This window comes from Xenorhabdus stockiae (assembly GCF_002632825.1).
Taxonomy (GTDB): domain Bacteria; phylum Pseudomonadota; class Gammaproteobacteria; order Enterobacterales; family Enterobacteriaceae; genus Xenorhabdus; species Xenorhabdus stockiae.
Window position 1 is genome coordinate 1 of sequence record NZ_NJAJ01000011.1, and the last position, 25378, is coordinate 25378.

A 25378-nucleotide genomic window follows, 5' to 3' on the forward strand; every position below is an offset into this window, starting at 1 on the left:
GACCCATGTTGGCGATGGCAATACCGTGGGTTTTGCCAAAGGTACGCTGAACCTGATGACCAAAATGGGAGACGGTCTGGCGGTCAATGCCGCCTGGGGCGATGCCAATATCATGACTCATATGGGAGCCGGGGATCACTATAACTTTGCTAAAGGGAAAGCCAATCTGGTGACCAAGATCGGTGATGGTCAGGTTGTCAGTGTCATGCAGGGAATGGCTAATATCATTACTCATGTAGGTCGTGGTGATGATTACACCGGCGCATGGGGTAAAGCGAATGTGATCACCAAAGTGGGGAATGGCCGTCAGGTTACACTGGCTAAAGGCGATGCAAATATTGTCACGCATGTGGGGCAGGGTGACAGCTTTAATGCCCTGTGGAGCCAAAGCAATGTTGTCACCAAAGTGGGTGATGGTATGCAGGTTACTGCCGCGAAGGGTAAAAGTAATATCACAACCAGCGTGGGGAATGGCCTGAGCGTGGTTGCTGCCCACGGTGATTTGAACGTAAATACCAAAGTGGGGGATGGTATCTCGGTCAATGTGGCATGGGGTAAGCTCAATGTCAGCACCAAAGTGGGTGATGGACTGAATGTCTCGGTAATGAAAGGCACCGGCAATGCCAACATCCATGTTGGTGACGGGATGAATATTCACGCTTCCTATGCCCGTAATAATGTCGCCATTCAAATCGGTAACGGGGATTTTTACAATCTGGCGCTGGCCTCCAGCAATACGGAAAGCCATAAACTGGCAACACTGTTCGGTAATATCAAACAGACGTTACTGGGTGTCATGGGCAGTCAGGGAATTAGCTTTCTGGTTCATGGTGATGAAGCCAATACATCCGGCAGTAACCGTGGACGGGGTGCTATCAATTTGCCGGAGGTAGATGGTCTGAAAGGCTTTAAGCTGACGGAAATCAGTGAGGTCAGCTCCACGCTTTCTGCTGATCTGCATGCCTCGGTGAGCCAGCTGGAAACACCGGATGTCAGCAGGCTGGAAACCATCATGAATGAAGAGGGACAATCTGGGAAAAATCAGAAGCCTAACCTGATTATCAACGGGGATTTTGAGGACGGTACTCTGGGCTGGCAAGCGACCAACGGGATTGAAGCCCAGCATCCGGCGGCATCTTATGGGCTGGATAACGCAGGCCACGGTAGCTATGTGTCTGAACTGGATGCACAGGTTAACACCACTATTTATCAGGATTTGAGCCAGCTTAAAGCGGGAGAAGTCATTACCCTTGATTTTGATTTTGCCCGACGAGCAGCCAGCACCGATGATAACGGAATGGAAGTGCTCTGGAATGGTCAGGTTGTCTTCTCATCTGCGGACGATAGGATCGTCTGGCAGCATAAACAACTGGTACTGGTTGCTCAGGCGGGCAGTAACCGACTGGCGTTTAAAGGTATCGGTAAAGACGATGGCAGGGGTTATATACTGGATAACATCGTGGCAACGTCGGATCGCTCAGATAACAGTCATGATGGTGATCTTCCGTCAAAAGATGTCGTGGCTGAAAGTGTATTAGCCGATAAAAGTAGCGCTGAAGCTGATCATGAACGTCTGGCGCAGGAAAAAGAGCAACAACTGGCAGCGATTGCAGGCACTCAGAATCAGCTGGAATCCACGGATTTTGATGCCCTGAATGCGAATGGACTGACACAGCGTGATGTTATCCGGGAAGAACAGCAGGCTGTGACAGATGAACTGCTGGCGAAAGCCAAGGCGCTGGAACTTTTGGATGAACAGATCCACGCACACCATCAGGGGGAATCCGGAACACACTGGCGTCATGACTTTGCCGGTGAATTATTGGATAAGCTTCAGACACAGGTGGACACGTCAAAAGCAGCAGCCGGACAGCAACTGGATAACGCACTGTCTACAGCGCTACAGCAACAGCAGAAGATCGAAAATTCACTGGATAAATCAGAAATCAATGTTGCCAAATCTAAACAAGATCAGCTAAATGTCGGGAAAGATGTTGCGGATGCCCGGATGAAAGCCGAATACCGGAAAGAAGAAGCGGAAGCACAGCAAAAGCAGGCGCAGCAGGCCAAACTTAGTGCCAGCAAGACGCTTCAGGATATTGAGGCTGAAGCCAGTGAAGTTGCAAAAAATAATGGCTATACACCGCGTTTTAGTAATGTTGGTAGTAATCGATCAGGTAAAGCCTATGAAGCAGAAAGGATTGGTGATACAACCAGCCACATTAATTCCACGACTTTGATACAGGAAGTCGGGGCTTTCAGTAAAAAGCTACAAGAATCCGAGAGCGATTTATCTGCCCTTGCCGATGCTAAACAGGCTGTGGAGCGTTTACAGATCAATGCGGGCCTTCGTGCTACACAGGCAAACTCTACTCATATACCGCGCTCATTGCGCGCGCAGCAATTACCGCATAGCAATATTTCACCTGAAACAGTGCCGAATATCTCTGGGTCGGAGAACAGAAAATCCCTGTTTGTTTCTGGTCTGGATCTGAGTGGCCTGAAACCTCTGGGAAGGTCAGACTCCCGCGGTAGCTCCGTGCGGAGTAATTTGTCGCAAAAGAGCAGCTCAACCTATCCTTTCATCGGAGAAAGAGCAGAGAAAGTCGCGGAAATATACCGTTGGCTGGATAGAGGACGCGATCAGTTAAATGATCATTCAAAGAGTAACTATATTCCTGTACCGGGTAGTGTGCGCCCTAATGTTGAGATTAATGACAACATCAGAGATAGACTGACTGATTTCATTGAGAATTTCTTCAGCATCATCCGGCATACCATTCCTAAAGATCAAATTGCGCCGCTGGCGAAGTTGTTTGTTGATTCAACCCTTGATTTTGACTGGGATAAGCGGGTTCAGTTTATTACTAAACTAGAGCGTTTTGGTTATAGCTTTGAACCTAATCATGGTGAAAAAAGTATCGTTTCATTCTGGTCAGGTCAGGAGTTCAGCATCTATCGCTCTGTACTGGATGCTGTGCAGCCAGATGATAAAAAAGTGGTTTACGATATTGATGTGAAAGGAAACGTGCTTGCCCTTGAACTCAATAAGAAGCTGATGGATTGGTGCAATACATCCCTTGATCCTGATGATTTCCAACAGGAAAGGTTGCACACCGCCATCAGCGAAGCGACACGGAGTAATATTGGTTTCTGGTGTTCTGTTTATGCGACGGGTGCGCGTGATGATGTTTATGTCATCGCACCGAGCGGGGTACGTTTAGGCAATTTCTTCTGGAATGTTGAGCTGCCGGTATTGCGCCAATTACAGCGTGAAGGTCTGGTTAATGAAATTCGCCTGCTGGATAAACACGCTTATCATTACCGTGGAAAGCCGCTGGAGTCTATGGGGCACAGACTGACCGATCCGGGTGTCAGAGTGAAAATGCGCTTTGATTCACTGAGTCCGGCGGAGCAGATGAGATATCTTGAACAGGATCCTGATGGTTACCACGCAAATACACTGATTGATCTGGATATTAAAGTCAGTGCTATTGATGGCATGTTAAACCAAGCTATCCCATTCTATCGCCTGCGCACTGACCGCAATATTCTGATACGTGAAGGCTTAAATAATAGCTTTGAAGTTATGTCCTGGCCGGGGCTTCGTTCTTCCGGATCAAAGGTGATTAAAGTCGAAAACCCGCAGGATAAGGCGCAGATTAATACCATCGAGCGGTTTATATTTGCCAATTATCAGAATTATGAACAGATCCCGGATGAATTACGTCTGGTGGGAAGTCACATTATTTCCCTTGAAGATGGTCATACCCGCATTCTTGCCGAAAAAGTCAGTGGTTCTTGGTATTACTCGCCGAATACTGAACTGATGTCCGGTGATGAATTACAGAAAATGGCTTATATCAAAGGCAAGCCACTGGGTGAAAGCTATCGTAATGTCATTGAATCACTGCGTGCTTATGAACAGCTCTTACGGGAAAAACCGGATTATTCACTGGATGCCATTGAACAATTAACTCACCTGCAACAACAGGTAGCGGGATATTTGCTTGGGCATTCTGAATCAGGGCGGGCACCTGCAATGAATCGGCTACTTTCTCAGATTGATATCCGTCTGAAAGAGTCACTGGTTCTGGCAGATCCGACCTTGAAAAGCTCAGGGAAAGGGACGTTCAGCGAACTATACAATAGGCTCGATAACGCTAACCTCAAAGAGAGTAAACATCTCTATTTAGATCCTCAGGGCGATTTTGTTACTCACGGTCAGTTCAGTTTGCATATTGGTAAAAATACCGCAGATGCCGGGCTGAAACAGGTAATGGCCGCTGTAACCAAAGAGTATGGTCAGGATGTCACGAATGCTGTTTTCGCCGGTCTGGCTGCCCATGATCTCGCGAAAGATGGCAAAGGTATTGATATTGCAGGTCTGAAAAAAGTTCATCTGGCAATTGAACAACACTTGTCTCCTGTCAGTGCCACACTGTATGTCTGGCGGCCGAGTGAAAACAGTACGCTGGGCCATGTTGCAATGCAGATTGGTCAGGGCCGTGTTCTGGTTAATGCAGAAGATGCGACTCATCTCAATCAAATCAACTATGTGAGCTGGTGGCCGGCAGGGAATAAATCGACGGATATACGAGAACTTCTGAATATCGCCACACCGGATCAGCCCGATCTGCGACTTCGCTGGCGTGATCTGAGCCAACCTGCTTTTCAGGCACCGACTCTGACATTTGATGTTGAGGCTGAAGAAGATGATGGCTTTGGTCTGGCAGATGGTTCAGCTGAGCTGAAAGAATTCCTTGAAAAACTGAAAATCGCCAAAGGTGTGGATGTTAAATTCAGCGATGTCAGCGAAGGATTTGCGATGGCGGCGCTTGCTAATCCGGAGCTGCTCAAATCCGCTGAAATACCGCAATACATTTATCGCCCGTACCTTGCTCAATGGGCTGATCCCGGCATGGATATGCATGAAGTCGGCCGTAATTTTGCGGAAGCTTTACGTCTGGCAGCGAGACTACAAAATTCCAGACGCATGGAGAAAGCCATTGCCAGTGTTATGAGCCAGTTTGCTGAAAGAGAGCTGGCAGAGATTGCCAATTTCAAAAATAGCACAGTTGACCCTGATCGAGTCTATCGCATCAATCTGGAAGGCCTTGATGTAGCGGCAATGCAGGCCGAATGGGGCAAAATCAGCAGTGATCCGGATGCCCGCTATCAGCTTATGACGCAAAACTGTTCAAGTGTTGTTGCCCGTATCCTCAAAGCTGGCGGAGCAGAGAAACTGCTTGGCAAAGCATGGCGGCCTGGTTTTGGTGTCTGGACACCAAGCGAGCTGTTTGATTTCGGTCAGTCATTGCAGGAAGCAACTCAGAGCAAGCGGGTTAAGCAAAAACATCACCGTCTTGATACTGTGTTAAATCATGGCGGAACCGGACAGCAACCGGAAAGATCAGAGAAATTAGCTATTCCTAATGATGGCTCAGCACCGCATGAGCGATCGCCGAAGAATCCTGTAACCCGCTTCATGAACAGTGAACTGTACGGCACAAAAGAAGAGCGTCGCCAAATCAGTCGGGAGATGCAGAACAGAATTAATTTAGCAATCAATCTCGGTACTACCCAAAAAGTGACCCTAAAGGGGGAAGCCGGACGTTTGGCAGGCTATTACCATCAGGGGCAAAACGCATCACAGAGGGATACTTCGGATAAAAAAGTCGTCTTGTTTATCCACGGCTCCGGTTCATCGGCGGAAGATCAGGCGGGTAAAATTCAGCCGCATTACCGACAACAGGGTATTGATGTGTTGTCGGTGAATATGCGCGGTTATGGCACCAGCGACGGGTATCCGAATGAACAGGGAATGTATCAGGATGTACGTACCATGTTCCATTATCTGGTTAATGAACGTGATATCAGCCCGGAAAATATCATTATCCACGGTTATTCAATGGGAGCACCGATTGCGGCTGATCTGGCCCGTTATGCGGAGAGTAAAGGAATGACGGTTTCCGGCTTACTGTTGGACAGACCGATGCCAAGTATGACCAAAGCGATCACGGCTCATGGAATATCGAATCCGTCCGGTCTTACCGGAATACTGGCAAAAGCCGTCAATGGTAAATTCTCTGTGGAGCACAATCTGCGCGGGGTCTCGAAACAGATGCCGATTATGTTGCTGACAGATAATGAAGGTCTGGGCAATGAAGGCGAAAAACTCCGAACCAGATTGGTGGCCTCTGATTATAACGTTTCTGGTGAACACACGTACTATAGCCATGCATCCAGTTATCAGATAATGGTGAAATATGCCGGACAAATTGTTGCCAATTTATCTGAAGCTGCTTCTCAGGTGCACGAGCAGGAAAACAGCAATATTCTCAAAGGCATCAAAAATGATTTGATGCGCTACACGCAGGTGCTGAAACCTCAGATAGATAATCAGGGTCGGGAGCAGGATTTGCGCGCGACAAAAGCCTTCCTGTCAGGTTACCGGCATAATCACGCTAACCAAATTGTGGATGGTTTCCATTCGGATATGGATATCCGGCAGCTGGTGGATATGCTGGTTAAAGGAAACTGGACGGCGGAACAGAAAGGTGCACTGGCGTGGGAAATTGAGCACCGGGCACTGAAAATGACTCTGCGACCAAAAGTAGAGAAATATAGCCGCCTTTTCCGTGATGTCGCTTCTATGGGGGCGGTAGATGCAAAAGCCAGCGAACATCTGGCGCCACAACTGCTGTTACTCAACTTGTCTAATGATGGTTTTGGTGGGCGTTGTGTACCACTGTCAAAACTGGTTCTGCTGGCAAAACAGCTGGAAAATGACGGTCAGGAAAACGTAGGACGTAGCCTGCTGAATAAAATGTACTCTGCGGCTTCAGTGCTCAACAATCCTGAATTGTATTCTGAAGGTGAACAGGTTAACGCCAGTAAGTTACTGGGAACACTATCTGCGCTCTATGCCAGAGATCCGATGCTGGATAGCACCACGAAAATATGGAAAGAGAAACTGAGCGGTGAACAAGCGCTGAGTGTACAAGGTGTGATTGAAAAAATCACGGCTGCCAATGCAGGGCAAAAACCGATTCTGCTGGAGCTGAATACTCTGGGACACGCGATGGCGGCGTGGTCAAAAGGTAGCGGTGAGAACCGGACATACGGCTTCTATGATCCTAATGTCGGGATTGTCGAATTCTCCTCGGCAGAGAAATTCAGCGATTACGTCACACGTTTCTTCGGTCAATCCGGTCTGAACATGGCAAAAAGCTACAACATGGCTAAAAACAGCCAGCGGGAAAGAATGTTCGGGCGTGTCGTTGTTCTGGATGGAAAGGCACTGGCAGCTTATCGTCCGGTATTCGGTGACAGAACAACCATGAAAGATATTCTGGCCATGGAAATCTTTGATGGCTCACCGATGAGAAATGCGCTGAACAGGCTTCATCCATTGAATAACCACGATCTGAGTGAATGGGAAGAGATTGAGGTGTTGCCGAGATTGGAACGCAAAAAAATGCGTTTTGATGGTCAGGTTATTATTCAGCTCGAAGATGATCCCCATGTGGCTGATTCTGTCTCTTATCTGGCGGGTAAGCATCCGAAAGAGAGTGTGCTTGTCCAGCTTGATCGCAATGGTCAGTATAAAGTGGTATATGGCGATCCGAGTCAGTTGAGCGGCACAATACGCTGGCAGGTTGTTGGTCACGGTGGTGATGAGATTGATGGCTACAACAGCACGACAATGAGTGATTACACGGCATCTGAACTGGCAATGCGGTTAAAGCAGTTCCAGAATAGTTTCCAGTATGGCGGAAAGCTGGATTATATCAGTCTGGTCGGCTGTTCTCTGCTCAGTGATGACAAGCGCGATGGTTTTGCCTATCGCCTGATTTCTGCTCTTGATGAAAATGGGCTCCGCACTACAGTATCTGCCCGTCGAACCGAAGTAGTGATCGGTAAATCAGGTCGTAAATATACGCGTTCTGAGCACAATAGAGCGGAAAATAAGATCACGGAAAATAAAATCGTTCTGAGCTGGAACGATAAAGGAGAAGTTGAAGGCAATGCCGAACGTATACGCAATAATGTTTCTGAAAACAACGTTTCACTTGTCCGTGTAGGTAGCCTGCGTAGTAGCACCAATAGCCGGAAGCATCGCCCGCATGAGGTGATGACAGAGAAGAATGCGATTGCAGACAATACCGAAACTTTCCATGCGCCGAAAAAACATCAGCATCAGGATTATCCGGTCGGGACGTCTTCCGATAACCGACTGAGCTATTCCGGCAATGTACAGGTACAGGCGGGTGATGGCGAATTTACCTCTATTAACTGGGGAACCACCAACGTGGGTATTAAAGTTGGCACGGGAGGATTCAAGTCACTGGCGTTTGGCGATAATAATGTCATGGTTCATCTGGGAGACGGTGACAGCAAACACAGTGTCAACATTGCCGGTTATCAGGCACTGGAAGGAGCACAGCTGTTCATCGGTAACCGGAATATCAGCTTTAATCAGGGACGCAGCAATGATTTGCTGGTTATGATGGATAAATCCATCCCGACACCACCGATGCTTAACCCGTTTGATAATGTTTCCCGCGTCTCGGGCATTCTGCAAAACATTGCTGGTTCGTACTTCACTTCTGACTGGTTGTCTGAACAGGAAGCACAGTGGACAACCGAAAGCGTGAAGAAATATCTACAGGATATGTCAGGGCTGGATATGACCAGCAGCGTGGATTACACATCGCTGACGGATCTCGGCTCTCAGTATAAACGCAGCGGCCGCGGCCTGAAGAGCGATATTGAAAGCACACTGAACAAGAAATATAACCAGTGGTTGAGTGGAGCCGGGAATAAGCCGGAAATGGCTAACTTCAGCAGAGCCAATAAACTCCGCCAGATGAATGAAAAACTGGCCTTCAATTTTGCCGTTGGTGGTCAGGGTGCTGATATTCAGGTAACAACCGGTAACTGGAACCTGATGTTCGGCGACAATATTCATTCGATTCTGGATATTAACCTCGGTTCATTGTTTGGCCTGATGACTCAGCAATACACCTCAACAGGGATAGCAAAAACCACATTCACATTTAATCCGGCGGATCTGCCTCGTCAGCTTAAAAATAAGCTGTTGAGAAACCTTGCCAGCGTGAATGCTGATACCACACTGGGTGATATCTTTGGCGTGGATTACACCGCAGATGGAGCTATTATTTCCCGTTCAAATAAAGCGGTAGATGGTGTTGCCATTGTGCGGGAAATGTTGGAGGTGATCAGCGAATTCAGTGGTAACCAGTTGTCGGCATTTGTTGATCCGGAAACACTGCGTAATGGTCTGAAAACCCATCTGGCAGCCGGTGCAGACGGGGTGAATTCGTTCCTTGAAAGTCATGGCATCAAAGAAAAAGCCCCGACAGAACAGATTACATCGGCTGAAAATACCGATGAGGAAAATACTCAATCAGAGCGCACTTTCGGCTTTAATTCCCTCAATTTGCCAAACTTGTTTGCAACCTTGCTGAAGCAGAATAAGCAGGAAGAGATGAAAGATCTGGTTTCTGATCTGAAACAGAACCTGACTGATGATCTGCTGCATATGCAGGAAAAAACCTTTGATTTCCTGCGTACCAGCGGTCATTTGCAAGGGGATGGAGACATCCATGTTTCCCTCGGTAACTATAACTTTAACTGGGGTGGAGACGGCAAAGATCTCGGTGCTTATTTAGGTGATAATAACAACTTCTGGGGCGGTCGTGGTGATGATGTTTATTATGCTCTGGGAACCTCCAATATTTTCACTGGCGGTGAAGGCAACGACACCGGTGTTCTGATGGGGCGCGAAAACATCATGTTTGGTGGTCAGGGCAATGATGTTGCCGTAGTTGCTGGCCGCATAAACTACGCCTACATGGGAGAGGGGGATGATCAGGTCTTTGCCTTTGGTGAAGGCGGAGTCATCGAAACCGGTAAAGGGCGTGATTACATTGTGGCTTCCGGTAACTTCAACCGTATTGAAGGCGGAGAAGGTCAGGATTATGTCGTTGCTATCGGCAACAATAATCAGGCCGATTTGGGTGATGATCATGACTTTGCCACGGTTTTCGGCAACTATAACCGGATCGATGGCGGGGCAGGTAACGATGCCATAAAACTGATGGGTTACCATGCTCTGATTAACGGCGGAGCGGGAGATGATCATCTGATTGCGGATGTTATCTCCAAGTTCAGCCAGTTTGACGGCGGTGATGGTGATGACTTGCTGGTGCTGGGAGGATACCAGAACCGCTTTAAAGGCAGTGCTGGCGTGAATAGCTATGTGATCAGCGGAGATGTGATCGATAACGTGGTTGAAGATATCAAACGCGGTGACAAGATTGTCTTCAATGAACTCAACTGGCAGGATTTATGGTTCCAGCGCAGTGGTTACGATCTGGTGATGCTCACCAACCGTAATGTGGAAGACAGTTCTGAACAGGGGCAGTTTGAAGCAATCGGCTCTGTGACCTTTTCGGATTACTTCAATGGCAACCGTGCGGATATTGTTACCCGAATGGGCGATAAAAATACCCACGGTGAGCGTGAATATACCGCGCTTTCTGCCAATGCAGTGGATTCGCTGGTTCAGGCAATGAGTGGCTTTGCACCAACAATTGGTGACAGTGGCTTTATTGACGCACTGGATGGACAAACACAATCTTCCATTATGATGGCCTGGTCGGATACGACAACGGGTAAATCCAGACTGGTTTGATAGTTTTATTTAAGTAATAAAAATGGCTCACATTGGTGGGCCATTTTTATATCATAATGAATAGAGAAATACGGTATGATATTAAAAAGTTTCTGATAAATTATTTGTTACTATTATAGCTATATCAAATCATCAACTTTTAATAATGTTATTGATTTTTGTTAAATAAATTTATAAATAATGACGATGTGTTATTTTATTAAAATGTAGATATATATGTGGCCCATCCATTCCTACAGGTCACATTAACCATGTGATCATTGTTTCTGGCATCTATTAATAGATTAAGAGCTATTTTTTTTTGTTCATCAGTAATTTTTCCATCTAATCTGTTTAATTTTATATAATAATTGGGCTGATTTGTTATAGTAAAAAAAATAGATTGATAATCATCAAAATATAAAATAGCGCCTACGTATCCCTGTAGTACAGAAGGATTTCCAGGTGGGCAAGAGTATTCAGCATAGGCGGAACCAATTGAGCATGTTAATAAAAATACAATAATTTTAAATATATTATTAGTCCTCATAATATTTTCCTTGCTTGATTTTAAAAAAACAACTTGGTTGTGTGTATTTTTAATTATAGCACTTATACCAACATGTCAATATTACTGAGAAATTTATTTATAATTAATTATACATTTAAATTTTATTTCTTTCTTTTTTTTAAAAAATCAAGAGAAGTATGATGCTGTATTTTTTAATTTAATTTAATGATTGTTAAATAATAAAATCTTCAAATGAATATAAAGTGGAAATCATTTCTATTTCTATTTCTATTTTTTACATTCTTAATGTATTTCTATTTTTTTCTAAAAATATGTTTTTAACAAGACATAATTATGGCTTTTATCATAGAATTGCCACGTTGAAATGACGTTAAACGATACCTTGAGGAGCGACAAAAAAATGTTAGAAATTGCCCTTGAAGCAGTAAATACAATCAAAAAACGGACTCAGGATGCGTTTGACGGAGCCGGACAGTTTGACTACAAACCGGATCGTTCTGTTGTCACTCAAACTGATTTAATGCTGGAAACAGAGATTCGTAACATACTGGAAAAACGCAGCCCGGGTGTTCCCATTCTGGGAGAAGAGTTTGGGCAGGATGGCAGTGATCAATTCGAATCGGGCTGGATCATTGATCCCATTGATGGAACAAGGGCATTTCTGTATGGCGTACCCTTGTTTAGTACGTTGCTGGCTTTTGTCGAAAATGGTGAACCAAAACTTGGGGTAATCAGTTTTCCGGCAATTTCCACCGTTGTTTATGCTTCACAAGGGGAAGGGGGCTGGATGAATGTGGAAGGCAAGCCGTTACGCCAGCTTAAAGTGATGGATAACTCACCAATATCTGTTAACAATGCTGTGATTTCAGCTTCCGGTATACACAGTTCCGGTTATCATCTGGAAAATGGCACTGTGGTTTATAATCTGGATGGGGTAGTGAAATCTGCCCGTGATTTTGTCTTTGTTAATGATTGCTACCAGCACACGATGGTTGCAGCCGGAAGGTTGCACTGTGCTATTGATACAATAATGAAACCGTGGGATAGCGCGGCAATTTTGCCCTGTATTAAAGAAGCGGGTGGTGATTTTTGTGCACTGAACGGCAGTCGGAAAAGGGCCATGTTTGGTGGCAGCCTAGTTTCGGCCTGTAATTCAGCATTGCTGGATCAGGTGGTAGAGATAATGAACTCTCGTGCTGATACAAAAAATTAAATGATAATTCCTCTGTTTTTCACATTTCCTCTTTGTTGGCTGTATTCATTTACGGGCGCGATGAAACTCGAAACCCATTAGCGATATACGTAATGTGAGAGAGAAAATCCCGGATGTGGTACTACATCCGGGGCTATGAAGCTTAATTCTTCAGAATATGTGACAGAATTTGCAGTGCCTTACCGAATTGAGCCTCCGGTATCGTCAGCGGGTAGAGGAAACGGATCACGTTACCGTGAGTACCGCAGCTCAATAATAGCAACCCTTCGCGTTTAGCTCTGGTTTGTACTTCGCGGGTAAATTCTGGTGAGGGTTTACCGGTTTGTGGATCGTTAAATTCCACCGCAACCATGGAACCCAGTGCACGAATTTCGGCGATTGCCGGGCACTGAGTGCGCGCTTGTGCCAGTATTTCCACCAGATGCTGACCAAGCTGATTAGCTCGTTCGCACAACTGCTCTTTTTCGATGATGTTAAGTACTGCATGGGCGGCTGCTACCGCCAGTGGATTGCCCGCATAGGTGCCGCCAAGCCCACCGGGTGCCGGTGCATCCATCACTTCTGCACGGCCAGCTACACCGGAAAGCGGCATCCCTCCCGCGAGACTTTTCGCCATCGTGATCAGGTCTGCTTTTACATTGTGGTGTTCCATCGCAAACAGTTTACCAGTCCGCGCAAAGCCGGTTTGCACTTCGTCGGCGATTAACAGGATGCCATGCTCATCGCACAATGTGCGTAGCGCCTGCATAAACTCGGTGGGCGCCATGTTGAATCCGCCTTCACCCTGTACTGGCTCAATAATAATAGCGGCAACCTGATCCGGTGCGATATCGGCTTTGAAAATATGTTCCAGACTTGCCAGAGCATTATCGACTGATACTCCGTGAAGCCCGTTCGGATATTTGGCGTGGTAAACAGAACCGGGGAATGGGCCAAAACCGATTTTATACGGTGCTACTTTGCCAGTGAGCGCCATTGCCATAAAAGTACGACCATGAAAGCCACCACTGAAAGTAATCACTCCCGGCCGACGGGTATAAGCGCGGGCGATTTTCACGGCATTTTCGACAGCTTCCGCTCCGGTGGTGAAGAACGCGGTTTTTGTCGGGCCGTTGATAGGCACCAGCGCGTTAATACGTTCTGCCAGTGTCACATAGCTTTCATAAGGTACGATTTGATATGCGGTATGGGTGAATGCTTTTAGTTGTTGTTCAATTGCGGATACGATTTCAGGGTGACGATGACCTGTATTCAGTACAGCAATGCCAGCCGCAAAATCGATGATTTCGTTACCTTCCACATCCCACAGAGTAGCATTTTCCGCCTTTTGCGCGAAGTAGTCACTCAGCACACCTACTCCGCGTGGAGTAGCATTCAGACGACGTTGATTCAACTCTGTATTTTTCATCAATTATTCTCCTGAAAATGGCATAAATTTGTAGGGTTACTAGGATAGTGCGGTGACCAGCCGTTGCAGTTTTTCCTGAAACGTATGCCGGATAGCCAGCGCTTGTTGTAATGTCACTTGGGTAAATTTTACTTTGGCACCGGGAGGTAACTGCCCGAGAATATCCAGATCACTGCTGACGACGGTACCCAGAGTCATGTAGCCACCTCCGGAAACGGCATCCCGGTGTAAGACAATGGGCGTACGCCCCGAGGGAATTTGAATAGAGCCAATAGGATAGCAGGCATCCACAATATTGGAGGGATCAGAACCTGCGCCAAACGGCGGTGTACGCTCCACAAAATTTAGTGGACGCCCATCCAGAAAGCGGTAACCGATGCGATCAGATTCAGAGCTGATCCTCCATTCATCGCTGAAAAAACTGTCAACGGATTCTGCCGTCAGGCGATGGATATACATACCGGGAACCACCCGAAGTTCGGCATGTTTATGAAACTCCGGTTTAAATTCTTCCGGCAGGTGATGACCAACAGGGCCTTGTCCGCAATACGCCGTTACAGGAAGCGTATCTCCGGCCTGTAACCGGCGGCCCTGATATCCACCCAGTGAGCCGAGGCTGTATGTGGAGCGGCTACCCAGTACCAGAGGGACATCGATACCACCTGCGATGGCAAGATAACTACGGGCACCTAAAGATGAGCCGGTTATTTTCAGTTGCTGCCCTTTTTGCGCCAGCAGGCAGGTATTAAGGGGAACGGACTGCCCATCCAGTTGTATGCCCATTGGTGCTCCGCTGACAGCAAAAACGGTGTCCTGCTCAAAGAGCAGTTCCGGCCCCATCAGAGTACATTCTAATCCCGCTGTATCCGGCGCATTCCCTACCAGCAGATTTGCGATTGCCAGCCCAAAACGATCCAGTGTGCCGGAAGGCGGAATACCTACGTGATAATAGCCTTCCCGGCCAGCGTCCTGTACTGAGCTTGACAGCCCCGGTTTCAGCACCTTAATGCCATATAACACCTCAATCGCCATATAGCACCTCCTGCAAATTTGCAGTGCAAGATTGTGGATCAGCTTCAAAGGCTGCAAGGTCAAATTCAACAGGACGAATACGCAATGTAAACTCTTCTCGTTCAACTTGTGAAATAGCCTGATCATATTCATCGCGATTGATAGGTTTGAATTGAACGATATCGCCTGTGCGGAAAAATACCATTGAATCTTTAAGATAAGGCAGGCGCTGTTGGGTATCGTAAATGGGGGCAGGAGTCACGCCAAAAAGTTGATAACCCCCTGCACCCCGTACAGAGTAGATACAGCCGAAGCACCCGCCGTGTCCCAGTGAAAGCTGTGGGGTATCCGTACGGGGGATCAGATACTTAGGCACCTGAATTTGTTGTTCCTGTTCTACCATCTGGTACATAAAGGGTAATCCGGCAACAAAACCGACCATAGAAACAAACCAGGGAGCACCGCTGTGCTGAGCAATAAATGCATCAATATCAGGCAAGCTGTTAATTCTCGCTGCATATTCCAGATCGGTGGAGTGTGGGTCCTGATGGCGTTCCCGAAAACGCATCAGGGTTTCATGCGTCCAGGGATCGTTGTAAAGCACCGGAATTTCGATAATACGCGTAGAGAGTTTTTCTCCGGTGTTTTCTTGCTCTGCTATAGCCTGAACTTTCTCCAGTAATGTTAAGGGGGGCAGAATATCCGGGTTGAAGCGTATCTGGCATGATGCATTTGCCAGACAAATATCGAATATGCCCGGTAATGCAAGGTTTTTAATCGCTTTTGTTAACGACATACTACGAAAGAATGCCTTCAGAGACATTGCTTCGCTGATTTCAATAAAAAGATGTTCGTCGCCGCCGAAGGTGTAGCGTAAATTTGGGTCAGACATATTAGCACTCCTCCTCATTAAAATTTATACCGTCATTTGTGCTGGTGTGGAGGTGTAATCGTGATGCCTGCGAGCTGTAAACGGGTGACTATTGCCTGAAGTAGCGGGAGTGCGCCGGGGGTATCGCTGTGCAGGCAGACAGAGGAAAATTCAACGTCAATATCGGCTCCTTCTACGGTACGGACTTTACCCTCCTGACAGGCTCGTAACACTTTATCAGCGACTATTTCAGGATCGAGAGGCTCAACCCGACGGGTAAATACAATAGAGCCACTGAGATCGTAATCGCGGTCAGCGTAGAACTCACAAACCACAGGATGACCGAGTGTGGTAGCTTCACGCCAGATAGCCGAACCGTGCATACAGAATATGGCCAGTTCAGGAGCATGTTTATGCAGTGTGGAGACGAAGTAATGCGCAGCATCGCTGTCACGGGCCAGATGCATATATAAGGCACCATGTGGTTTTATATGCTGTAGCGGAAGGTTATACAGCGCAGCAAATTCGCGTAATGCACCGAGCTGATATAACACATCGTTGGTTAATTCCTGTGGGGTGGTATTGATATGGCGGCGGCCAAATCCGGCAAGATCGCGGAACCCGGGATGGGCACCAATGGACACACCTTTTTGGTGTGCCAGCTCCACGGTTTTACGCATAATGCAGGGATCGCCCGCATGAAAACCGGTGGCTATATTGGCTGAGCTGATTAATGCCATAATTGATTCATCCACATTATCGCCGATAGTCCACGGGCCGAAGCCTTCGCCAATGTCTGAGTTGAGATCGATGTTTATCATAGTCATGCGCTCAAATTGTGAACTGAATGTCAAAAATATAATATGGTATGACAAAAAGAAGAAATTTTTTTCTGATGCCCACGCGATACATATTGAAATCCCATTGAGTATAGGCCATGTGTTCGTTTAAGCCGGCACATGATCTTGCTAAATATTATGGCAAACCGATTGGATATATTATGAAATTAATCAGATAGGAATAATGTCACGGAATTTACTTTGGTTTTTCCGCACAATGGGGCGCTTTTGGATGATATTTATTGAGACAGAATGGCTTCTTCTTCACCAAGAATGGGAAAGTTTATCGCAAGATATAATTATCAGAGGTTATAGATTTATATTCTTCATCCTTCAATTTCCCATTTTATTGGTACAAGTTGAAAGATGAAGAAAATAATTAATTGGTATACACAATGGATTTCAAGATGCATCGCGGCGGAAAGGGAGTAAATCCCCGGGAGCATAGATAACCGTATGTTTATAAAGACGGTGACTAGGGTGAACGAGCGCAGCCAACAAAGAGGCAACTTGAAAGACGAAGTGTATATTATCGTAACTTACAAACAAGGGATATTTCATGGCAGTTATTCTGGTAAGCTATTTCTATTAATGATAACCATCTATTTTTAGAAGGAATATCAACCCATATTAATATTCGGGTTGATATTCTATTTTAGATTTTGCATTCAATGGTGAGATTGAATTTTATTTTATCGCGATGAATACCGTTTATGTTCTTCACTCTTCAATATGCCATTTTGATGACCTATGTTGATAAGTGAGGAGTTTGATTGACTGATATTATAGGAATTTACAAACAAACGCGGCTTCATGGCAGTTATTCTGGTAAGTGTCCCAAAAACCTGCTGGCTGGTTATCAATATCACTTTGTGACAGCATAGGTTTATGCCACTCAATCTGTAAACCCGCTTTATGACTTGCCTCTGCGTGTTGTTCACGGCTCCAGCTGTACATTGTAAAAGGCGCAGGAGGAAGAGGAGGATTACGTGATGGAAAGGTAAATTCGGCTTTAAAGAGGAGACCGCCTCTACAGTGCTCTTCGCTAAGAATATCGCAGAGATAATTGGAACAATTGCCTTTAGTTAACCGGTAGTCAGGCTCAATAGTGTAAGCAATTAATTTACCGGAAGGTGCCAGATTATTAGCAACAGTGCGGAACATCATTTCAAGTTCTTCGAGTGAGATAGCATTACAAAATAGCCAGGATGCGTTAATGATGTCAAATTTACCCAGTGATTCCATATTGCAGACATCTCTGACATGAAATTCGATACCATCACCATATTGCCGAGATTTGTTTCTTGCAATTTCAATCATGTTAGTTGAGATATCGGCACCGACAACTTTTGATGCCCCACGACTTTTGTAAAGCCGGCTAAACAGGCCATAGCCACAGGCTAAATCTAATACTGATTTTCCTTGTATCTCACCTGCCAGCTCAAAAACCGTCCTGATTTCTACCTCTATCTGCGGAGCAGAATCTGAAAATCTTTCATAAACATCAGCGATAGCGTTATATACGTTTTTTTCATTCATTACTTTCTGTCCTTAACTAAGATAAAAGAAACAAAACTAAGGTAAAAAATAAGCGGAATTTTTTGCTGTTTTATAAGAATTAAATTTGTTAGTGATATAATATTTGATGTTTTTTTCTGGGTTTTACCTTAATATATAAATACCCAGTTTAATATGATTATTTTTATATCAGGTATGTTATTTTAATGGAACATGATAAATAAATTGGATATTTTATTTTAAGTATATTGTTATTCTATAATAATATCGGGTAAGTTTAGTAAGGATATCAACCCATATATTTCGTTAGACTGATATCCTATTTTTTTATTCAGTGCCTAAAAATCGGTGAATTGCCCGTAGTACTGCTTCAGGTTTCTCTGCATGAACCCAATGACCGGCTCCCGCGACAACCCAGGCAGTGGCTTGTGGGAATTGATTAATAATATCCTGACGGTATTCTTCCGTAATGTAATCGGAGTTCCCACCACGAATAAATAAAGCTGGTTTATGCCATGCCGGAATTGTTTCCCAGCCGATAATTTTTTCGTATTCTTTTTGCAGTACGGGTAGGTTAAATCTCCATTCCCCCTGACGGAATGATTTTAGTAGAAATGGAATCACGCCATCTTCTTTAATATCTTCAAGCATGATGTCTGTAGCCGCCTGCCGGGTTTGTACACCTGCTTCCGTTACTTTGTGCAGTGCCGCAAAAATACTGTCATGACGCCTTGCCTGATAAGCAACCGGAGCCATATCAATCACCACGATTTTTTCAATGCGCTCCGGGGCAATTGCTGTCATGCTCATGGCGATTTTTCCCCCCATGGAATGACCTATAATGATGGCTTTTGCTATATCGAGTTCGTCAAGAAGTGCCAGCACATCTTGTGCCATGTCACGATAATCCATATTTTCCATGCGGGGAGAAATACCGTGATTTCGTACATCAATCTGAATCACCGGATAATATTGCTGTAAATCACGCCCTAATATTCCTAAGTTGTTTAAATCACCAAAAAGTCCATGGATAAGGATAATGGGAGTGGAAGACAACGGATTTTCGGGTTTGTGTAAATGATAATTTAATTGATTGTTTGACTTCATAATTTGCCTGAGTTTAATGACGTTCATACAATGTTTAATATTGTAGAGTTTAATATCATGACACATCAGCAGAGACAAACAAAATGAGGGATATCGGCTGTAACTAATTGATTTATTTTAGGGGAAAAGTTTCTTTCTTTTCAATTCTCAATTTAAGAAAGAATCACTTTAAGTTATTGAAAGTTTAATTGTTTTGTTTTGTTGCATTATATCTTATAATCTGGGGATAATTTTTTCATTAAGAACAGTACTGGATAGAAATGAAAACGATAGAAGTTGATGAAGACCTTTACCGCTTTATTGCAAGCCAAACCCTGCATATCGGTGAAAGTGCATCTGATATTTTACGGCGCATACTGAAGTTGGACGCCGGGCAGCCAGTACAAACTACACAGCCTGCCAGTGAACCTGTACCCGTCAACAAAATACCAGCTGTACGTCCCCGAGATACTGTCCGCGTTATACGCGAGTTACTGCTTTCCGATGAATATGCTGAAAAGAAAAAATCCGTTGAGCGTTTCATGTTAGTACTGTCTACGTTGTATAGTCTGGACAGCGAAAGTTTCGCCAGAACAACAGAAGCAATGCATGGTCGTACCCGCACGTATTTTGCCGGTGATGAACATACGCTGCTGGCCAGCGGTAAACAAACCAAACCTCGCCATATCCCCGGCACACCTTTTTGGGTGATCACCAATACCAATACTGATCGTAAACGTAGCATGATTGAGCAAGTTATGCAGGATATGAGTTTACCGGTAAATTTGATTGAAAAAGTGTGTGGCACTATTTAGATTCGGCGTTTAGGTTTAATCAGCAGTCTGCGGTTAATCAATTAACTCTCTAAACCGTTCAGCGTATCTGTTTTATACTGCACTGGCGACTGTCCGGTGCAGCCTTTCAGGAGAAATAAAGTGGCGATTCATCCTAGGGCAGGGCAACTGGCCCAGCAGCATGATTTGATCAATGTTGCACTCCTCACTTCACAGTATTATACCTTACAACCCAATCCCGAAAATCCGGCCCATAAAGTCAAGTTTGGTACTTCTGGCCATCGTGGCAGTGCCGGGCGTAATAGCTTTAACGAAGCGCATATTCTGGCAATTTCTCAGGCGATTGTAGAAGTACGTAAGCAATATGATATTACTGGCCCGTGTTATATCGGGAAAGATACACATGCACTTTCTGAAGCCGCTTTTATTTCCGTGTTGGAAGTACTGACAGCGAATGGTGTTGATGTGGTCGTGCAGGAGAATAATGGTTTTACGCCAACGCCTGCTATTTCACATGCCATTTTGTCTTATAACCGTCAGGGAAAAAATCTGGCGGATGGTATTGTAATTACTCCTTCTCATAATCCACCGGAAGACGGTGGTATTAAATATAATCCGCCTAATGGTGGCCCGGCCGATACGGATCTGACTTCCGTTATTGAAAATCGGGCTAATGAATTGTTGGCTGGTAATCTGAAAGGCGTTAAACGCCAGCCTTACGAACAGGCCTTAAAAAGTGAATATTTGCACCCTCAGGATTTAGTTGATCCTTATGTCACCGCGTTGGGTGAAGTTGTCGATATGGCAGCAATTCAGAAAGCGGGTCTGAAAATCGGGATTGATCCCTTGGGTGGCTCAGGTATTGCTTACTGGCAGCGTATTGGTGAGTATTATAATCTCGATCTGACGCTGGTGAATGATAACATTGATCAGACTTTCCGCTTTATGACACTGGATCGTGATGGTGTGATCCGGATGGATTGTTCATCCCGCTGGGCGATGGCCGGCTTGCTGGAATTGCGGGATAAATTCGATTTGGCATTCGCCAATGATCCTGATTATGACCGCCACGGCATCATTACCCCAGCCGGCCTGATGAACCCTAACCATTATCTGGCGACCGCAGTGGATTACCTGTTCCGTCATCGTCCGCAATGGTCTGAGAAAGTGGCCGTGGGTAAGACGTTGGTTTCCAGTGCCATGATTGATCGGGTTGTGGCTGATCTGGGACGTGAACTGGTGGAAGTTCCTGTCGGGTTTAAATGGTTTGTTGACGGGCTATATAAAGGTGAGCTGGGCTTCGGTGGAGAAGAAAGTGCGGGCGCATCTTTCCTGCGTTTTGATGGTACTCCGTGGTCAACAGATAAAGACGGCATCATTCTTTGCCTGCTTGCGGCGGAAATGATGGCAGTGACCGGTGAAAATCCACAGCAGCGCTATGACAAATTGGCGGCTCGTTTTGGTACACCGAGTTATAGCCGTCTTCAGGCTCCGGCAAGTCATCAGCAGAAAGCACAGTTATCTAAGTTGTCACCGGAAATGGTAAAAGCGGATACGCTGGCAGGTGATCCAATTACGGCTCGCCTGACAACTGCTTCCGGCAATGGTGCTTCTATTGGCGGCCTGAAGGTGATGAGTGATAACGGCTGGTTTGCGGCGCGCCCTTCAGGTACAGAAGAAGCATATAAAATTTATTGCGAGAGTTTCCTTGGTGCAGAACACCGTGAAAAAATCGAGCAGGAAGCTCAGGAGATTGTTAACCAAGTATTTGCTGCGGGTTAATTAGCGCTGAATACTGATGAAAAAAGCCGCTGCTTTTGCTGCGGCTTTTTGTTAAAACAAACATTATTGACGTATGCATGTGTCATAGATTTCTTCAAGACAAAATTGGTACTTTTTAGGATGATCGATATGTTTTTTACATATAGTATATGCTCGGTCCTGACATTGTGCCGGTGTATTAGATAACCCTGATGGTATTGCATGTGTACTCCATGAGGTTAATACCAGAATGGTGGATAGCGATAGGGTTATTAGCTGCTTCATAGGGTTATTTCCTTATCATTTAATTAGATCTGCATGTCATTTTTCTCGATTATCATTGGTGGAACAAATCGGCAGGGAAAAATGGAAACTGGCTCCACCTTTCTCATTATTTGTCGCCCATATTTTTCCATTGTGAATTTCAATAATGTGATAACAAATCGTTAGCCCTAACCCGGAATTAGTGGCCGTGGGTTTGTGATGTTTACGGGGGATACGTGAAAATTTATCAAAAATGGATTTTTCCTTCCCGCCCGGTAATCCTGAACCGGTATCCCAAACTTCGATATTGACCTTTTCTTTTTCAATTGTTGCTCTGATACCCAGTGCTGAACCTTTATCTGTATATTTGATGGCATTTTCCAGTAGGTTGACAAATACACGCTCTAATAAAGAGGCGTCGCACTGTAGGGACAAATCAGCAGGCAGGGAAAGATCTATCTTATAACGGCTTAAAGCATAATCGAGTGAGCGTAAAGCACTATCAATGATTTCTTTCAGTGAATAACAGCCAAAATTAGGCTGAAGGCTGCCTGATTGGATACGCACGATATCCAGCATGTTATTCACCAGATGTGAAATATTAAGGATCTGCTGATGAATATACTGAAATTGTTTAGCATGCTGAGAGTTTGTAACCGATAAATTCTGTCTGAGTACTTCTGTTTGTTCAGACAGGCGGGTTAATGGTGTCAGCAAATCATGTGACAGGGCTGTCATAAATGAATTACGTAATTGTTCCCATTCACTCTCCAGCTTGGCGGATTCTGCACCACGGGCCAGATGTAATCGCTCCAGCGCGTTAGCAATAATTCCGGTAAAAATCTGTAGTAACCGTTGTTGCTCAGGCACCAATAGTTGTCGGGGGTTCGATGATTCAATCGCAAGGACAGCAAAAATTTGTGACGGCGTGGCGATGGGAATTAACTGATAAGGCACGCCCGGTAGAGTATCTGTTCCTGCTCCCGCGGGTTGTTTTTTATCAAAACACCATTTGGCGATGGCTTCATCAACTAACATCTGCCCACCATTGTAGGATTTCACCTGATAAAGATGATTATTGCCATCCGGCAGTAATAACCCTGTTTTTGCCTGAAAGCTATTGGATAAAAAATGATAACTGATACGGGCAACGTCTTCTTCATTCAGTGCCCGGCCGAGTTCACGGGTGATTTCATATAAATGCCGTGTCCGCTGCTCCCTATAGCGCGCAATTCTGGCTTGATAGCGTATACCTGCGGTCAAGTTCCCGACGACCACTCCCACGATCAGCATGACCGTAAAGGTAAGCAGATATTGCATATCATTAACGGCCAGTGACAGATGAGGTTTGACAAAAAAGATATCGAAACTGGCAACGTTGATAAAAGCAGAAAATACCGAAGGCCAGCGCCCGTAAAATAACGCAATAACAACAACACCCAGTAGATAAAGGGTGATCAGGTTGGCTTTATCGAGAGGGAATAAAACTGTTCGAGAAAATAAGGTAATAAAGGTACACAGGATAATTGCGATCAGGAACCCCTGAAGCTGGTTTATCCACTTGTCACTGGATAAGCGTTGCTCAGCCGGCTCTTTGATCCAGTGCTGTTTTTTATCTTCAAGGGCAATAATAATGATATCCAGATCGGGACCAAGTTTACCTAAACGCCCGACAAAATCAGAACGCCATCGATGGCTAAAGAGGGTGGAATATAAACTATGGTAGCGCCCGACGATGATTTTTCCGAGGTTGTGTTCTCTGGCGTAGCGGAGGATGGCTTTTTCTTTATGAGGCTCCGAAAGTGTGGCTGTCTCTGCTCCGAGTTCCTGTGCCAGCATCAATGTTTTTAAAATAGTTCGACGTTTGATTTCCGGCAACCGGTGTAATTTAGGCGTTTCAACATAAACGGCATGCCAGATACAGTCCAGTTTCGCGGCAAGCCGGGCTGCCTTGCGGATCAATTTCTCATTACCATGATTATCGCCGATACATAACAGCAGGTTATCCCGCGTATGCCAGACAGGCTCTTTCCCCCGTGTATCGCGGAAAGCGCGCATCTGATCATCCACACGATCTGCGGTACGGCGCAAGGCCAGTTCACGCAGAGCGATCAGGTTTCCTTTACGGAAAAAATGTTCAATAGCCCGTTCAGCCTGAGCCGGAATATAAACTTTACCTTCGTGAAGGCGCTGGCGCAGATCATCGGGTGGAAGATCCACTAAGACAACATCGTCGGCATTATCAAAGATATGATCGGGAATAGTTTCCCTCACCCGGATACCGGTAATACCACCGACGATATCATTCAGGCTTTCCAGATGCTGTACGTTAATGGTAGTCAGGACATCAATACCCGCTTCCAGCAGTTCTTCCACATCCTGCCAGCGTTTGGGATGACGACAACCTTTCGGATTACTGTAGGCTAATTCATCCATCAGGATGATGGCAGGATGGCGGGCAATAGCTGCATCAATATCAAATACCGGGACTCTGCGTTGAGCTGAGTAGATATATTTTGGCGGCAACTGTGGCAGACCTTTTAAGAGTGCCGCGGTTTCCTGCCGTCCGTGAGTTTCAACGACGCCGACAATAATATCCAGCCCCTGAGCCAGCAAACGTTGAGCTTCCTGTAACATGGCGTAGGTTTTTCCTACTCCGGCACAGGCTCCGAAGAAAATTTTCAGTTTGCCCCGTGGCTTTTCATTTGCCAGCGTCAGCAAATTGTCTGGATCAGGACGCTGTGGTTCTGTCTCAGTCATCGCGACTTACCTTGTGCTCGCTGGTTATCTAACGCCAGATTGAGTTTCAGTACGTTGACAACAGGCTGACCTAAGTAGTGTATTGGCGGAAATTCGATGTTCTCCTCAATCAGCTTGTTGATTAAATCTACCGGCAGGTGCCGGGCTGTAGCAATACGATGAGCCTGAAATACAGCAGCTTCAGGTGAAATATGGGGATCAAGGCCGCTACCGGATGCGGTGACTAAATCGACAGGAATAGGATGATTTTCCGGGTGGTTAAATAGACGTATTTTAATAATGCGCTGTTGTATTTTCTGGAATAAAAACGGGTTAGTTGGTGCGAGATTACTCCCCCCGGATGACTGTGCATTATAAGGTTGTCCAGCAGTCATTGAAGGCCGTCCATGAAAATAGTTCGCTTTGGTAAATTCCTGACCGATTAATTCTGAACCAAGCAATTCACCATCCTGTTCAATGAGTGAACCTGTCGCCTGATGGTGAAACAAGGTTGTGGACAGGCCAGTGATCAGCAACGGATATGCGATCCCGGTGATCAGGGTGAGAAATATCAACAGAACAATGGAAGAACGTAACCAAGTCATTTTTTTCACCTTACCTGATAGTCAAATCCCGAGAG

General features: G+C 45.6%; 13 protein-coding genes. 4 read left to right on the top strand and 9 right to left on the bottom strand.

The features are described from left to right. Window positions 1-10723: MARTX multifunctional-autoprocessing repeats-in-toxin holotoxin RtxA (rtxA, locus tag Xsto_RS07175; protein WP_099124613.1), on the top strand; the 10723-nt coding region annotated here is incomplete at its 5' end. A gap of 199 nt (window positions 10724-10922) precedes the next feature. Here rtxA and Xsto_RS07180 read toward each other — a convergent pair. Next, window positions 10923-11252: a hypothetical protein gene (locus Xsto_RS07180; RefSeq protein ID WP_099109078.1), complete on the bottom strand. Its 330-nt coding sequence runs from the start codon at window positions 11250-11252 to the stop codon at window positions 10923-10925. 382 nt (window positions 11253-11634) lie between these two features. On the opposite strand from Xsto_RS07180, the gene Xsto_RS07185 reads away from it, so the two are divergent. Next, window positions 11635-12447: an inositol monophosphatase family protein gene (locus Xsto_RS07185; RefSeq protein ID WP_099124615.1), complete on the top strand. Its 813-nt coding sequence runs from the start codon at window positions 11635-11637 to the stop codon at window positions 12445-12447. A 142-nt stretch (window positions 12448-12589) separates the two neighbouring features. Here the strand turns inward: Xsto_RS07185 and Xsto_RS07190 are convergent, their stop codons facing one another. From Xsto_RS07190 to ybfF, 6 genes are all read right to left on the bottom strand, one after another. Continuing rightward, the gene (locus Xsto_RS07190; protein ID WP_099109080.1) at window positions 12590-13855 is read right to left on the bottom strand and encodes a 4-aminobutyrate--2-oxoglutarate transaminase; all 1266 of its coding nucleotides are present in this window, start codon (window positions 13853-13855) and stop codon (window positions 12590-12592) included. A gap of 39 nt (window positions 13856-13894) precedes the next feature. Continuing rightward, window positions 13895-14887 carry a 5-oxoprolinase subunit C family protein gene (locus Xsto_RS07195; protein ID WP_099124617.1) on the bottom strand — a complete coding sequence of 331 codons (993 nt, stop codon included), beginning with the start codon at window positions 14885-14887 and terminating at the stop codon, window positions 13895-13897. Beyond that, window positions 14877-15758, bottom strand: a complete 882-nt coding sequence (locus Xsto_RS07200) for a 5-oxoprolinase subunit B family protein (protein WP_099124619.1) — start codon at window positions 15756-15758, stop codon at window positions 14877-14879. Before Xsto_RS07200 ends, Xsto_RS07195 begins: the two co-directional genes overlap by 11 nt. 32 nt (window positions 15759-15790) lie before the next feature. Continuing rightward, the gene (gene pxpA / locus Xsto_RS07205; protein WP_099124620.1) at window positions 15791-16558 is read right to left on the bottom strand and encodes a 5-oxoprolinase subunit PxpA; all 768 of its coding nucleotides are present in this window, start codon (window positions 16556-16558) and stop codon (window positions 15791-15793) included. 801 nt (window positions 16559-17359) lie between these two features. Beyond that, window positions 17360-18115 (bottom strand): class I SAM-dependent DNA methyltransferase, encoded by a 756-nt coding sequence (locus Xsto_RS07210; RefSeq protein WP_099109084.1) that lies wholly within the window; start codon window positions 18113-18115, stop codon window positions 17360-17362. Window positions 18116-18421: 306 nt separating this feature from the next. Further along, window positions 18422-19201, bottom strand: a complete 780-nt coding sequence (gene ybfF, locus Xsto_RS07215) for an esterase (RefSeq protein WP_099109085.1) — start codon at window positions 19199-19201, stop codon at window positions 18422-18424. 260 nt (window positions 19202-19461) lie between these two features. Here ybfF and seqA point away from each other — a divergent pair, with 260 nt between their 5' ends. Both seqA and pgm read left to right on the top strand, forming a co-directional pair. After that, the gene (gene seqA, locus Xsto_RS07220; RefSeq protein ID WP_099109086.1) at window positions 19462-19995 is read left to right on the top strand and encodes a replication initiation negative regulator SeqA; all 534 of its coding nucleotides are present in this window, start codon (window positions 19462-19464) and stop codon (window positions 19993-19995) included. A gap of 120 nt (window positions 19996-20115) precedes the next feature. After that, window positions 20116-21756 carry a phosphoglucomutase (alpha-D-glucose-1,6-bisphosphate-dependent) gene (gene pgm / locus Xsto_RS07225; RefSeq protein ID WP_099109087.1) on the top strand — a complete coding sequence of 547 codons (1641 nt, stop codon included), beginning with the start codon at window positions 20116-20118 and terminating at the stop codon, window positions 21754-21756. A gap of 300 nt (window positions 21757-22056) precedes the next feature. Here the strand turns inward: pgm and kdpD are convergent, their stop codons facing one another. Further along, complete coding sequence (gene kdpD / locus Xsto_RS07235) at window positions 22057-24759, bottom strand: two-component system sensor histidine kinase KdpD (protein WP_099124624.1); 2703 nt, start codon at window positions 24757-24759, stop codon at window positions 22057-22059. Further along, complete coding sequence (kdpC, locus tag Xsto_RS07240; RefSeq protein WP_099124626.1) at window positions 24756-25343, bottom strand: potassium-transporting ATPase subunit KdpC; 588 nt, start codon at window positions 25341-25343, stop codon at window positions 24756-24758. The genes kdpD and kdpC overlap by 4 nt, the downstream gene beginning before the upstream one ends. Between the last annotated feature and the right edge of the window lie 35 nt (window positions 25344-25378).